The sequence below is a fragment of the Occallatibacter sp. genome (assembly GCF_035317045.1).
Taxonomy (GTDB): Bacteria; Acidobacteriota; Terriglobia; order Terriglobales; family Acidobacteriaceae; genus Telmatobacter.
On record NZ_DATHHT010000035.1, the window covers coordinates 177,134 to 189,359 of the forward strand.

The 12,226-nt window shown below is 58.5% G+C and carries 13 protein-coding genes; 1 reads left to right on the plus strand and 12 read right to left on the minus strand.

Annotated elements, in window-relative coordinates; genetic code table 11:
• Positions 1-6: 6 nt before the first annotated feature.
• The 12 genes from VK574_RS17600 to VK574_RS17655 all read right to left on the minus strand — a co-directional run bounded on the left by VK574_RS17600 (position 7) and on the right by VK574_RS17655 (position 11,637).
• Positions 7-579 (minus strand): YceI family protein, encoded by a 573-nt coding sequence (locus VK574_RS17600; RefSeq protein WP_472801174.1) that lies wholly within the window; start codon positions 577-579, stop codon positions 7-9.
• Positions 580-649: 70 nt separating this feature from the next.
• A complete protein-coding gene (locus VK574_RS17605) occupies positions 650-865 on the minus strand; it encodes a hypothetical protein (protein ID WP_472801175.1) in 216 nt (71 codons plus the stop codon).
• Between the two features lie 30 nt (positions 866-895).
• Complete coding sequence (locus VK574_RS17610) at positions 896-1,729, minus strand: hydrogenase maturation protease (RefSeq protein ID WP_472801176.1); 834 nt, start codon at positions 1,727-1,729, stop codon at positions 896-898.
• Complete coding sequence (locus VK574_RS17615) at positions 1,726-2,784, minus strand: hypothetical protein (RefSeq protein WP_472801177.1); 1,059 nt, start codon at positions 2,782-2,784, stop codon at positions 1,726-1,728. The genes VK574_RS17610 and VK574_RS17615 overlap by 4 nt, the downstream gene beginning before the upstream one ends.
• Positions 2,781-3,440, minus strand: a complete 660-nt coding sequence (locus tag VK574_RS17620) for a DUF6084 family protein (protein WP_472801178.1) — start codon at positions 3,438-3,440, stop codon at positions 2,781-2,783. Before VK574_RS17620 ends, VK574_RS17615 begins: the two co-directional genes overlap by 4 nt.
• Positions 3,433-4,104 carry a DUF5947 family protein gene (locus VK574_RS17625; RefSeq protein ID WP_472801179.1) on the minus strand — a complete coding sequence of 224 codons (672 nt, stop codon included), beginning with the start codon at positions 4,102-4,104 and terminating at the stop codon, positions 3,433-3,435. The genes VK574_RS17620 and VK574_RS17625 overlap by 8 nt, the downstream gene beginning before the upstream one ends.
• Before the next feature lie 33 nt (positions 4,105-4,137).
• The gene (locus VK574_RS17630; protein ID WP_472801180.1) at positions 4,138-4,731 is read right to left on the minus strand and encodes a NifU family protein; all 594 of its coding nucleotides are present in this window, start codon (positions 4,729-4,731) and stop codon (positions 4,138-4,140) included.
• A gap of 211 nt (positions 4,732-4,942) precedes the next feature.
• Positions 4,943-6,751 (minus strand): nickel-dependent hydrogenase large subunit, encoded by a 1,809-nt coding sequence (locus VK574_RS17635; protein ID WP_472801181.1) that lies wholly within the window; start codon positions 6,749-6,751, stop codon positions 4,943-4,945.
• Between the two features lie 24 nt (positions 6,752-6,775).
• Positions 6,776-7,840, minus strand: coding sequence for an NADH-quinone oxidoreductase subunit B family protein (locus VK574_RS17640; protein ID WP_472801182.1), 1,065 nt, complete (start codon positions 7,838-7,840; stop codon positions 6,776-6,778).
• A 443-nt stretch (positions 7,841-8,283) separates the two neighbouring features.
• Positions 8,284-8,964: a response regulator transcription factor gene (locus tag VK574_RS17645; RefSeq protein WP_472801183.1), complete on the minus strand. Its 681-nt coding sequence runs from the start codon at positions 8,962-8,964 to the stop codon at positions 8,284-8,286.
• Positions 8,954-10,573 carry a PAS domain-containing sensor histidine kinase gene (locus tag VK574_RS17650; RefSeq protein ID WP_472801184.1) on the minus strand — a complete coding sequence of 540 codons (1,620 nt, stop codon included), beginning with the start codon at positions 10,571-10,573 and terminating at the stop codon, positions 8,954-8,956. The genes VK574_RS17645 and VK574_RS17650 overlap by 11 nt, the downstream gene beginning before the upstream one ends.
• Before the next feature lie 32 nt (positions 10,574-10,605).
• Positions 10,606-11,637 carry an NADH-quinone oxidoreductase subunit B family protein gene (locus tag VK574_RS17655; protein ID WP_472801185.1) on the minus strand — a complete coding sequence of 344 codons (1,032 nt, stop codon included), beginning with the start codon at positions 11,635-11,637 and terminating at the stop codon, positions 10,606-10,608.
• A gap of 364 nt (positions 11,638-12,001) precedes the next feature.
• Here VK574_RS17655 and VK574_RS17660 point away from each other — a divergent pair, with 364 nt between their 5' ends.
• On the plus strand, positions 12,002-12,223 hold the full coding sequence (locus tag VK574_RS17660; protein ID WP_472801186.1) for a toxin-antitoxin system HicB family antitoxin: 222 nt from the start codon (positions 12,002-12,004) through the stop codon (positions 12,221-12,223).
• Positions 12,224-12,226: the final 3 nt, after the last annotated feature.

Sequence of the window (12,226 nt, forward strand, 5' to 3'; positions counted from 1 at the left end):
TCTCTCTCAATCCTGTTTGCGCGCGACCATCTCGAAGGAGAATTTCAGTTCGTCCTTGACCTTGAGTGCTCCGCCGGCGACGGAGATGGGCTTGATGCCGTATTCGGATTGATTGAGCGAGAATTCCCCCGAAGCGCGAATCACCTCGCCGAACTGTGCGATCCGCGCGGTGATGGACTGGTTGCGCGTGACGCCATGAAAGCTCAAGGTGCCGGCAAGGTTGGCGGAGTAGAGTGAGCCATCAAGCCGGGCGATGGTGACGTTTGGGGCCTCATAGACGATGTCGGGGTATTTCGATGATTCAAGGACTTGGTCGTTCATCATCTTTTCGATTTCGCGGCGGTCCTTGTCGCTGATGTCATCGAGCACGCCGAGGGAGTTGGATTTCATGGTGAGGCGAAAGCCGCCGGCCTGGGCGGCATCGGCGCTGAAGTTGACTTCGCCCGAGAAGGCGCGAATGCCGATGCGAGGGTTGTGGCCCATTGCCGACAAAATGCCCGTGGCAAAGGCCTGCACGGTGAACCGGCTGGCCCTTGCATCGACAACGTAGCGGAGAAGAGTGGCTTTGGCAGTTTCCATGTATCCGATCACGATTGCGCCGCCCGGGCCCTGTGAGGACGCGACGGGTATCGGTTGTCGATGAAGCTGGTTACATGCCGCGAAGTTTGAAGTAGCGCTCCACGTCGGGAATGACCGTCTGGGCGAGATTGCCTACGCCGAACTGCGACATGTAACGACGGATGGTGGGGTTGGAGAGGACCAAACCCGCGCCAAAGACCATGAGCGCGACACCGCCGAGCAGGTAGATGGTGTCCTTGTCGCTTGCGTTTCCATTCGCGGTTGTTTCCATCAGATCGAGTGCCATTTCATCTCTCCTTTTCCGCCTTCATATCTTTCAAACAGCTTCTCCAGCGAGAAGGCGCCTGATCAATGCTTCTGTTGCGTTGACTGCTTCTTCGACCGCAGCTTCAACCGGTTCACTCAGACCCATGTAGCCTTCTTCGCCGCCGAGCGATGCGGGCTCGCAGCCCACGAGTAGGACTCGATGCAGAGAGCCGTTCATGGCAGCGGCCATGCGGAGCACGGCTAAAGGATGCATGCTGTGCGCTTCAACCAGAGCGTCTGGTGGGGCGTTGATTTCTTTTGTGTCCGGCTCGACGATGGAGACGGTGCCGGGCGGTTGGCCGTGGGGGAATGCGTCGATGAGGATGGTGGTTTCGTAGCCATCCTGGAGGGCGTACGCGAGGTCGAGACCGCGAATGCCGAAGTCGACGACGCGTGCTTCGGCAGGCAGATTACGCGTGGCGAGACGGCGGACGACTTCGACGCCGAATGCATCGTCGCCGAGAAAAATGTTGCCGACTCCGGCGATGAGGATTGTGGGCTTGACGGCTTTGGCGGGCGAGCCCGCGGGAGCCTGCGGGTTTTGCGGGAGCGGCTCGATTTCTGCCGGGTTGAAGAAGAAACGATGGCCGGGCTGACGCATCATGCCGAGATCGCGGCCGGGATCATCTTCGACGACGACGCAGATATGCTGCGCGCCTTCGTAGTCTTCTTCAATGCTTTCGATGATGGCGATCTGACCACGAAGGGCGATGTCGAGAATGTCGCCGCCTTCTTTGGGACGGAGACGAACCCGATCGCCGACGTTGACAAGGATGCCGTCGATTTCGGCGTGGGTCACGGTGGAGGATTTGTCTTCGAGAAGATTCCATTCCCATTCGTTCATTGGATCTCCCCTTTTGTGGGCTTGAGGCCGCGCAGGATGCCGTGAAGTTTCATGAACTGCTCTTCCGGCATGTTTTCGGTGCGCTCGAGAATGCCGCGGGTGCGATCGTCGGACTGGCGCATCTCTCTCTTTTCGTCTTCGGTGAGCGTGAGGATGCGGAGGGAAAGAATTTCATCGATCTCGGTGGAGTCGAAGAGATTTCCGGCACTCTCGGGTGCGATCTGCGGATGGTCGTAAAGGATGATCGGGGAGGACAGCATGGCATCGGCGGCGTCAGTGGCGAGGACCGGCCACGTGCCCAGATTCTGGCATTGAGCAACGGAATCTTCAAAGCCTGTGGGAGGTTCGAGCAGGGAAAGAAACTCCCCGTTCTCGGTGCCAAGGATGGTGTGGGCGGAGACGAGCGAGTGAAGGAGCGTTTCTTCGCGGGTGGCAGAGCTGAATGAGGCGGCGGCGTCGCTTTCGGTGAGGTTATCCACCTGCACCGTTACGCGGACGACCTCGTCGTGACAGTTGAGGGATCGAATCTCGACGGATCCGTTGAGAGCCTTCCATTCGCGAAGGACTGCGCCTGCTCTGTTTCCGTGTTCGTCGCGCAGATACTCTACCTCTTTGCCAGCGGGGAAGGTGAAGAGTAGCGGCTCCATGGTGCAGAAGTCGGCAGGATCGAGGCCTTCGTAGGAGAGTTCGCGCTCGACGGCTTCCTGCCATGGCTGATAAACGCGTCCGTTCAACTCGAGGCGATCGACAAGGTCGAGGTCGCTTGATGCAGAGGCTTCTGTCGACGGTGTGGCGAGCTTTGCGATGGAGCGCTGAATGATATGGAGGAAACGGACCTTGACGGTGAGCCGCGTGGAGGCGTCGGTTTTCAGCAGGCATTCTGTCTGCATGCTGCAGCGATCGGAACTGTATTGCGCATCGCACCAGGACGGCGGGTAGAGGACGCCGAAGTTCCAGCGCTGCTGATTTTTGACCGAGGAAGGCCGGTAGGGATAGAGCATGTATCCCTCATAGAGAACGGCTTCGGCGATCTTTTCGACCTGCTCAAGATTCACGAATTTACCTCAACCTCTTCTTCGACGCGGGCAAGGATGCGCTCAAGCGCCTGCTCCCAGTTGAGAAGGCCATGACGCATCTTGTAGCGATAGAGGCGTTCAAAGACATCCTTGTGCAGATTGATCCACACGCTGTTCGGGTAGTAGGTATCCATCATTTCGCGCCACACTTTTACGGGCAGTTTGTAGCGGGCTTCCTGCTCCCACGAGATGGGTGCGACTTGCAGGGGACTATCCGGAGGCGCGTAGAAGACGGTTCCGCTGAATTGGAAGAGGAGCGGAATATCGCCATCGGTCAGGCCTGCGAAATATTTGGTTGCGGCGACATTGAAATCGAAGCTGCAGGGTACCTGCATATCGATCACTGTCTCGTTTCCGGCGAAGGTCGGTACGACCAGATTGACATGCGTCCATAGAAGGCTGCGCAGGGTCTGGCTCCACCGGTCGGGCTGGCCGAAGAGGTCGAGCATCTTCTCCTGTTCGCCGGGGGTGTAACGGCGTCGGGTGACCTCAATCTGAATCTGGCAGCGCAGAGCGACCGTGTGAATTGCCTCATCGGGTTCACGGTTTTTGATCTGAAGCTGAAAAGCCATCATGGGAGCGGCGGCGAAGGGGACGACGCTTGCGGAGTCGATCTGGAAGCTGAGGTCAGGCATTCACGCCTCCGCGGACGACTTCGGATTTGGAGCGCAACTGTTGGAAGAACTGGCCGACCTCGGTCCAGACTTCTGCGCCGCCGGAGAGGCCTTTCCAGTTAGCGCGAATGAGGCCGACGAGCTTGTAACATTCGTCGATGGGGGCGATGTAATACTCCGCTTCGCGCGTGCCGTGGGCATGGCCGACGCGGTTCACGAGCAGGGCCTCGATGTCGGGCTTGAGGTCATGGAGTACCGGGTTGTTTTCGGCAATCTCCGCCCAGGCATCGAGCGGCAGCAGGGATTCTACGGCACCGGCGGGGCTGGGATAGAGAGCGACGATTCTGTTTTCGACACTGGAGCGGAACAGGAAGGCCATGTTGATGGGGATCATCAGGCTTTCCCATTGTCCGTCGGTCAATTCAAAGTTGGCGAGGTACTGCGAGTCGCGTGATACTCGCTTGTAGCGCGACTTCTCCATGCCATCGAAGAGCATGGCGCAGGCGTCGCAGGCGCAGAGAATCTTGCGCGTGGCGAGTTCTACGAGATGAGGATGGTCGTGATGCAGGCCGGCACTGCAGAGTTCGCAATGCTCGACGGCGCGCGATGCCGAGCTGCGCGAACGGGTGAAGCGGCGCAGGACGCTGAATGCCTGCTCGTAGCCGAGAGAGGATTCTTCAGGCATGGCAGGCTCCTTTCCCGAGGATGAGAGACGGACTCAATCGGCACCCTCTGTGGTCAGGGAACGCGCGTTGTGAGCCGGAGCTACGACGCTGTGACCGATGAGGCTTTCGAGCGCGACAAAGCCTGAGTTGGAAGGCTCCTCAAGTCCGAGTACTTCAAGTGAAACGATATCGGGCGCGAGTTCGAAGACGCATTCTTCCACGATGGTGCGGATGTCTTTTGAGGAAGAGCCGCAACTATGGCCGCCAGCAGTGACGCGCACCTGCACGGCGCCTTCGATGATGCCGGCGAGTTCGACGCTGCAAGAGAGCTTGCGCAAACGAGGTCGCATGCGGTCGACGGATTGCTGCACGCGGGTCTCGAGGTCCTGCGGATGCAGGGAGTAGAGCAGAAGCAAGCTACTGGTGACGGTGTCGTTGCCGAGCTTATCGATGATCGCGGGTCCGGGGCCGTCGCTCTCGAAGACGATCTCCATGATTCTGTCGAGGCCGGCGCCGTGCACGTCCATCAGAAGCTGCACGAGTTCTTTGCAGGCGGTTCTGGGCGGACCGTCCGGCATCTGATCAAATTGCGTGATGAGCTTTCCGAGTTGTCGAACTTGTTCCTGGAATTCACTGCCGATTGCCACACGCCTCCTTTTCGAGCGGTTCCACAATCTGCGTGCCATGCCGGCACGGAACGAATGGCTCTGCTAAAGGGGAAGCCACTCAAAAGCAGCGGTTGGAATGATCGGAAAGCAGAACCGCTGTGTGACGCAGAGAGTATGAGCCGGACCGTCATTGCGTCAAGCTTTTGAAGGCGCCCGGCTCATACCTCAAAGTTCGATCGTGCGAAGGATCCTATGGAAGCACGCCGGAATTGACGCCAAACATCGGCGAGTGATGCGTTTCCAGGACTTTTCCGTTGCCAAGGTACATGTGCACGCCGCAGGGCAGGCAGGGATCGAAGCTGCGCACTGCGCGCATGATGTCGATGCCCTTGAATTTGTCGGGCCCGTTCTCTTCAAAGATCGGCGTGTTCTGCACCGCATCCTCATACGGTCCGGGAGTGCCATAGATATCGCGTGGATTGGCATTCCAGGGCGTCGGGGGATAGGGGTGATAGTTGGCGATCTTGTGGCCCTTGATCACAACGTGGTGCGACAGGACGCCGCGCACGGCTTCGTGGAAACCGCAGCCGATGGCTTCCTCCGGAACCTTGAAGTCATTCCATGTGCGGGTGCGGCCGGCGTGCAACTCTCCCAGCGCCTGCTCAGCGAAGTAGAGAGCTGCCGCCGCGGCATAGGCCTGGAAGTAGGTGCGTGCGCGATCGCGCTCGATGGCGTTACTCCACTTGGGGATGTGCCATTCGAATTCGGTTTCGGGAAGCGATGTGGTTTTGGGCAGATAGATCTTTACGCTGTGGCCGGTGGCCTTGATGTAGCCGATGTCGACGATACCGGCAAGCGCAGTGGCCCAGAAGCGCGCGATGGGGCCGCCGCCAGTGTCGAGCGCAAGGTAGTCGCCTGTGCGCTTGTCGTACCAGCGTGGAGACATGACCCAGGTGTACTTGTCTTTGAAGTCGCGCTTCTGGGGCTTGGGGAAGGTGCTCTGATTCCACGGATGGCGCTGGTCGACGGGGTTGCCGAGCGGATCCTTCTGGACGAAGGTCTGGGAGTTCTGCCAGTCGTCGTAGTAGGAACTGCCGAGCAGGATGCGGATGTTGAGGTTGATATCGACGAGGTTGTTTGTCACGAGCTGGCCGTCGACAACGACGCCGGGCGTGACGTACATGGCCTTGCCCCACTCGTCCATGTTCTTGTAGGTGTAGTCGCAGACGTCGGGGTTATTGAAGGAACCCCAGCAGCCGAGGAGGATGCGGCGGCGGCCGACTTCTTCGTAGCCCGGCATGGCTTCGTAAATGAAGTTGAAGAGATCGTCGTGCAGGGGCACGACCTTCTTCATGAATTCGACGTACTTCATCAGGCGGACAATGTAGTCGGTGAAGAGTTGGACGGTAGGCACCGTGCCGACGCCGCCGGGATACAAGGTGGACGGATGTACGTGACGTCCTTCCATGAGGCAGAACATCTCGCGGGTCATGCGACTGACTTGCAGGGCTTCAATGTAAAAGGCACCGGTGAAGGGATTGAGCGCCTTCATAATGTCGCCGATGGTTTTGAATCCGTGGAGTTCGGCGTGCGGCGATGCGGTTTTTTCGGCCTTTTCCCAGACGCCGGGATTGGTTTCCTTGACCATCTTTTCGCAGAAGTCGACGCCGACGAGGTTGTCCTGGAAGATGTTGTGGTCGAACATGTATTCGGCGGCTTCGCCTAGGTTCACGATCCACTCGGCCATTGCCGGAGGGCGTACGCCGAAGGCCATGTTCTGTGCGTAGGTAGCGCAGGTGGCATGGTTGTCGCCGCAGATGCCGCAGATGCGGCTGGTGATGAAGTGCGCGTCGCGCGGATCTTTGCCCTTCATGAAGATGCTGTATCCGCGGAAGATCGAAGAGGTGCTATGACACTCTGCGACCTTGCGCTTGCCGAAATCGATTTTGGTGAAGATGCCGAGGCTGCCAACGATCCGGGTAATCGGATCCCAATTCATTTCTACTAACTGGCTCTTTCCGGCCTCTTGCTCCGAACGAGTAGCAGTAATCGTGCCCATCGTAGTCTCTCCTTCTTTGCTCGGTTAGTAGTTATTGGACCGGTATCCGGTAGTAAGTTCGGCACGGGGATGCCGCCACTTTGGCTCCTTATTGACTGTGGCGTTGGTGAAACTGCGTAGAGTTCGCATCGCCTTGCCATAGGTGGAGATTGTGGCGCTGGAAACCTTCGCACCCGGCGGCTCATCCATGAACGGCATGAACTTGTCGGGGAATCCCGGCATGGTGCAGCCGATGCAAATGCCGCCGACGTTCGGGCAACCGCCAATACCCGCCATCCAGCCGCGCTTGGGGACGTTGCAATTCACAACTGGACCCCAGCAGCCAAGCTTGACGATGCACTTTGGGGAGCCGTAGGCAGTCGCGAAATCGCCCTGCTCGTAGTAACCGGCGCGGTCGCACCCGTCATGAACCGTGTTGCCGAAGAGCCATGTGGGCCGCAACTGCTCGTCGAGGGGAATCATGGGTGCCAGACCGGCGACCTGATAGAGCAGGTAGAGGACGGTTTCCATGAAGTTATCGGGCTGTACGGGACAGCCGGGCACGTTCACGATCGGCAATCCCGCTTTGGATTTCCAACCCCAGCCGAGGTAGTCGGCAAGGCCCATGCAGCCGGTTGGATTGCCTTCCATGGCGTGAATTCCGCCGTAGGTGGCACATGTTCCGCAGGCGATGACGGCAAGAGCCTTGGGGGTGAGGCGGTCAATCCACTCGCAGGTTGTGATGGGTTGGCCGGTGTGGGGGTCAGTTCCCAGACCCGCCCAGTAGCCCTCCTTCTTGATCTTCTCGTTCGGGATGGACCCTTCGACAACGAGCACAAACGGATCGAGCCTGCCGGCCTCCGCTTCGTACCAGAACTTCATGAAGTCGTCGCCATTTTCGTAGGCGAGGACGGGATTATGTAGGTGAACTTTGGGGAGGCCGGGAATTGCGCCGAGCAGAACGTCTTCAATGCTTGGCTGCGTGGCCGCGGTAATGGAGACAGAGTCGCCATCGCAACCCAGACCGGCGGTGATCCATACGATGTGTAACTCGGCCACTGCAGGTTTCTTCTGTGTTACTCGACCATAGGGAACAGGTTGTGCGCTCATGATCTGGGATCTCCTTTTCGGATGCTGACCGGTCTTGCCTCGTTCAATTCGGCAAACGCAGAAGCGAATCCTGTATCGAGTCAGATGCGATGAGTCAGTTAACGCGCCTGGCGATCCGATTAACTGTCGCCCCTAAGCTTCGCTGCCGCGATTCTTTTCAGTTTGGAGCCGACCTCATTTGAACCCGTTTGAATGCTGCAACCGGCCGTTCGAATGTTTTGACAGATGATGAGTTGCTGCAGTCAAGCGCCGGGTTTTCTGGAAAAAACAGGGAAGTCACGCATCACTCAAACGTCGTTATCCAAACAGAGTGCGCGAATGAGCCGCAAGCGGGACGGGCCTTATTCTCACTTCATACTTTTGCTCGGGAAAGGATAGGGGAATCCCCGACTTTACGCGGGCGAATATCCGCCAGCGAAGAGCAAAAAATCCGCCCCGAAATATCACGCAGTTTTTTCGTTGATCTTCCACTGAATTGCGTGCTGGATGAGTTCTCGGCCGCTGCGGAGAGCGAGCTTGTCTTTGATGTGGGCCTGGTAGGTCTCGACGGTTTTTACGCTGAGATGAAGTTCTTCGGCGATCTCGCGGGTGGCGCGGCCTTCGCCGATCCTGCGAAAGACCTCGAGTTCCCGATCGGAGAGGGAGGCGATGCGGGATTGGATCATGTTGGGCGCGCCGCCGATGTACTGTTGCAGCATTTTGTTGGACATGCGTTCGCTCAGGTACACTTCGCCGCTGAGGATGCGGCGCACCGCCACAAGCACCTTCTCGGTAGCTTCCTGCTTCATGATGTAGCCGTTGGCGCGTGCGCGCAGAGCGCGTTCGGCGTAGATGGCTTCGTCGTGCATCGACAGGACCAGAATGGGCAGGTCGGGGTCGGAGGTGCGGATGTTCTTGAGAAGTTCAATGCCGTCAGGACCTTTCAAGGAGATGTCGAGGATCATGATGTCGGGTCGCAATTGCGCAATTGCCTGCATGGCGGCCTGGGCTTCCTCGGCTTCACCGCAGACGTGCATGTCCTGCTGTTGATTGATCAGAAGGGCAAGCCCCTGACGCATGAGGGGATGGTCGTCAACCACCAGGACGGTTTTTTTGCCGGTTCTCGATGGTCTATCAAAAGCCATGTTCGTCGTCATCGGCAAGTCCCTTCGAGCCGGCGGATGCCAGGGGGAACATGCAGGTGACGCACGTCCCGCGTGGCGGACTCGCACGGACTTCCAGTCTTCCGCCGATCATCCCCGCTCGATAGCTCATGATATGCAATCCCATTCCACCATTGGAGGGCCGGACTTCCTGGATGCCTGTGCCGTTGTCGTTGATCTGCAGTGTGCCCCATACGTTTTCAGCTGACAAGCGGATGAGGATGTTCTTTGCCTGCCCGTGCTTGATGGCATTATTCACGGCTTCCTGGGCAATGTGGTAGAGATGCGTGGCCATGGCGTCGTCGTGGATGAGCACGTCATTTTCGCACTGGAAGCGGCAGGAGATGCCAAAGAGGTCCTCGACCTCACCGGCCCAGACCTGGAGGGCCGACATGAGGCCCTGGGAGTCAGAGACTACGGGCAACAGGCCTCGCGCCAACACGCGCGTTTTGTGAATCGCTTCATTTACAAGTTTCACAATCTTGGCGGCGTCAGCGGTGTCGGGCAGCTGCTTCTCGGCCAACTTTGCTTCGTGCACCTTGGCCATGAAGGCAATGCCGGTAAGGTGCTGGCCGAGACCGTCGTGCAGATCCTGGCCTATGCGGCGCTGCTCACGAGCGCTAATGTCCAGAAGAGCTCTCTCCAACTGCTCGCGCTCGGTAATGTCGATGCCGGTCGCAATAAAGTAGCTGGGCGTACCATCGCTGGCCGGGAGCATGGAGCACGACCAGGCGATAAGGCGGTGCGTATCGTGCCGCGTGACCCAGTGGCTTTGGAAATCCTGGGGAAGCAGGTCAGCGCTCAGCTGCGAAAACATGAAACGTGCGCGTTCAACTTCTTCTGCGTGGAGGAAGAAGTCCCAGATAGATTTGCCGCGAACTTCTTCGAGCGCAAATCCGGTGGTGAGTTCGCAGGCGCGATTGAATCGTACGATGCGTCCCTCGGGATCAAGAACGGTCACCAGCGCGCCGACCGTGTCGAGAATCGCGGAGACCACATTGCGTTCCTGCTGGAGAGCCCGTTCGGTGTCTTTCAAGTCAGAGATGTCGAAGGCTACGCCGTGAATAAACCAGGGCGACCCATCGGGGTGGCGGACCATGCGGGCGTCGCAATGGAACCAGACGACGCTGCTGTTGCGAGCCATGACGCGGTACGAAGAGCGCAGCGGCTTGCCGGAGAGGAACATGCCTGCTGCCTCAATGCTCCAACGCTGCTTGTCGTCGGGATGAATGCGATCGTACCAGCGGACCGGATCTTCGAGCCACTCTTCGCGGGAGTATCCAAGGGAGGCCTCGATCTCGGGGCTGACATAGGCCTCACTGACTCCGCGATCGAGATAGGCCATGAAGACGACGGCGGGAATTTGTTCGAGCAGCGCGCGATACTTTGCCTCGAGATTCGAAGCTCCGTCTTCGGATGGGGAGGGGACTCCGGACGAGGATGAAGAATTTTTCGTCGCTGCGAATACGCTGGCTAACTCGAGCAGCAGAGCTTCCGCCTCGCCCAAGTGCGGCAGGAGCGGGGTATTTTCCCATTCAGGCTCGCGCCCGGGAGGGGGATCATGCCATTCGGTTTGAGCGAGCAGTCCCATTGATTTCTCCAGAAGCCGTGCAATCCAAACTCTTAGCTTGGATGTAGGTCGGTGTTACCGGGAGCGATTTGCGGGCGCCGCCAAGCTGGTATTTTGTTGAGCGATGTCTGAGTGAACTTGCGCAGCGCATGGATGGCGCGACCATAAGTTTGGACGGCGGCGGAGGAGAGGAGTGACCCAGGAGGCTGATTCATGAAAGGCATAAATTTGTCCGGGAAGCCGGGCATCGTGCAGCCGATGCAGATGCCGCCCACATTGGGACAGCCGCCTATTCCGCCCATCCACCCGCGCTTGCCGACGTTGCATTGCACGACGGGTCCCCAGCAGCCGAGTTTTACGATGCAGAGCGGGGAACCGTATTCCTCGGCGAACTCGGCCTGCTCATAATACCCTCCGCGATCGCAGCCTTCATGAACCGTGCTTCCGAAGAGCCAGGTAGGGCGCAGAGCATCATCGAGCGGAATCATGGGCGCGCGTCCGGCGGCCATGTAGAGGAGGTAGAGCAGCGTTTCCATGAAGTTGTCCGGCTGAATGGGACAGCCGGGCACGCAAACGATGGGAATCTGCGCCCTGGACTGCCATTGCCATCCGAGATACTCGGGCAGGCCCATACAACCTGTGGGATTGCCTTCCATGGCGTGGATGCCGCCGTATGTGGCACAGGTTCCGACCGCGATCACTGCCCAGGCGCGCGGGGCCAGGCGATCGATCCACTCGCAGGTGGTAATGGGCTGCCCGGTTTCTGGATTGGTGCCAAGCGAAGCCCAGTAGCCCTCTTTCTTGTTGGTTTCATCCGGGATGGATCCCTCAATGACGAGGATGAAGGGATCGACGCCGCCCTCGGCCGCGAGGTGAAAACGCTCCAGGAATTCATCACCGTTTTTTATCGACAGAAATGGGTTATGGAAATTGACCTTGGGAATCCAGGGCATGCCGCCGAGGACGATGTCTTCGATACTTGGCTGGGTAGCTGCGGTCATGGCAATGGTATCGCCATCGCATCCGAGCCCCGCAGTAATCCAGAGGACATCGATCTCCGCGATGGGCGGAGTCGATCGGTTCATGCCTGCCACAGGACCTCCTGTGCCTTGCGCTTCGGGTGAGGGCGCAGGGATCATCTTCCTCCTGAAAGTGGACTTAGGCAAGGGGAGAAGGAACAACGCAAGGCAGCTTTCAGATGGAATTTTGCGCTCATTTCAGAGTAAGCCTCGATGTTCTCGAATCTCGTCGCGGCGGGCGCAGAGGAATTGCCGAAATGCTCCCGAAGAGCGGGATTCCAACCGGCAGCGCAAGCCCGAACTTCGGGGCGCGCCAAAAAAATCTTCGAAATCCTGAAACGTTTTTGCCTCTGAAATCACCATCGAGACGAATCGGGTAATAGCGGTCCGGCCGGAGCAGATCATTTCCAGCACGGCGTGGAGGTTCACCATGATCGGGGAGAAAAAGGGAATCAACAGATTTCCGCTTCGACTGACGCCGATCATGCGTCGCCAGATCGATCTTCTGGCGAAACGGGAGGGTGTTTCGCTCAACCAGTTCATCAGCCTGGCCGTGGCAGAAAAAGTGATGCGGATGGAGGGGTATTCGCTTTCGGACGGGCCGGGAATACTGTGGGTCAACGGGCGCATGAAAGGCGTCAAGAAGGTCTAGAGA

Bases quoted from the DNA above. Each gene is read 5' to 3' on its own strand.
- VK574_RS17600 (WP_472801174.1), bottom strand. From the start codon at position 579: ATGGAAACTGCCAAAGCCACTCTTCTCCGCTACGTTGTCGATGCAAGG.
- VK574_RS17605 (WP_472801175.1), bottom strand. From the start codon at position 865: ATGGCACTCGATCTGATGGAAACAACCGCGAATGGAAACGCAAGCGAC.
- VK574_RS17610 (WP_472801176.1), bottom strand. From the start codon at position 1,729: ATGAACGAATGGGAATGGAATCTTCTCGAAGACAAATCCTCCACCGTG.
- VK574_RS17620 (WP_472801178.1), bottom strand. From the start codon at position 3,440: ATGCCTGACCTCAGCTTCCAGATCGACTCCGCAAGCGTCGTCCCCTTC.
- VK574_RS17625 (WP_472801179.1), bottom strand. From the start codon at position 4,104: ATGCCTGAAGAATCCTCTCTCGGCTACGAGCAGGCATTCAGCGTCCTG.
- VK574_RS17635 (WP_472801181.1), bottom strand. From the start codon at position 6,751: ATGGGCACGATTACTGCTACTCGTTCGGAGCAAGAGGCCGGAAAGAGC.
- VK574_RS17640 (WP_472801182.1), bottom strand. From the start codon at position 7,840: ATGAGCGCACAACCTGTTCCCTATGGTCGAGTAACACAGAAGAAACCT.
- VK574_RS17645 (WP_472801183.1), bottom strand. From the start codon at position 8,964: ATGGCTTTTGATAGACCATCGAGAACCGGCAAAAAAACCGTCCTGGTG.
- VK574_RS17650 (WP_472801184.1), bottom strand. From the start codon at position 10,573: ATGGGACTGCTCGCTCAAACCGAATGGCATGATCCCCCTCCCGGGCGC.
- VK574_RS17655 (WP_472801185.1), bottom strand. From the start codon at position 11,637: ATGAACCGATCGACTCCGCCCATCGCGGAGATCGATGTCCTCTGGATT.
- VK574_RS17660 (WP_472801186.1), top strand. From the start codon at position 12,002: ATGATCGGGGAGAAAAAGGGAATCAACAGATTTCCGCTTCGACTGACG.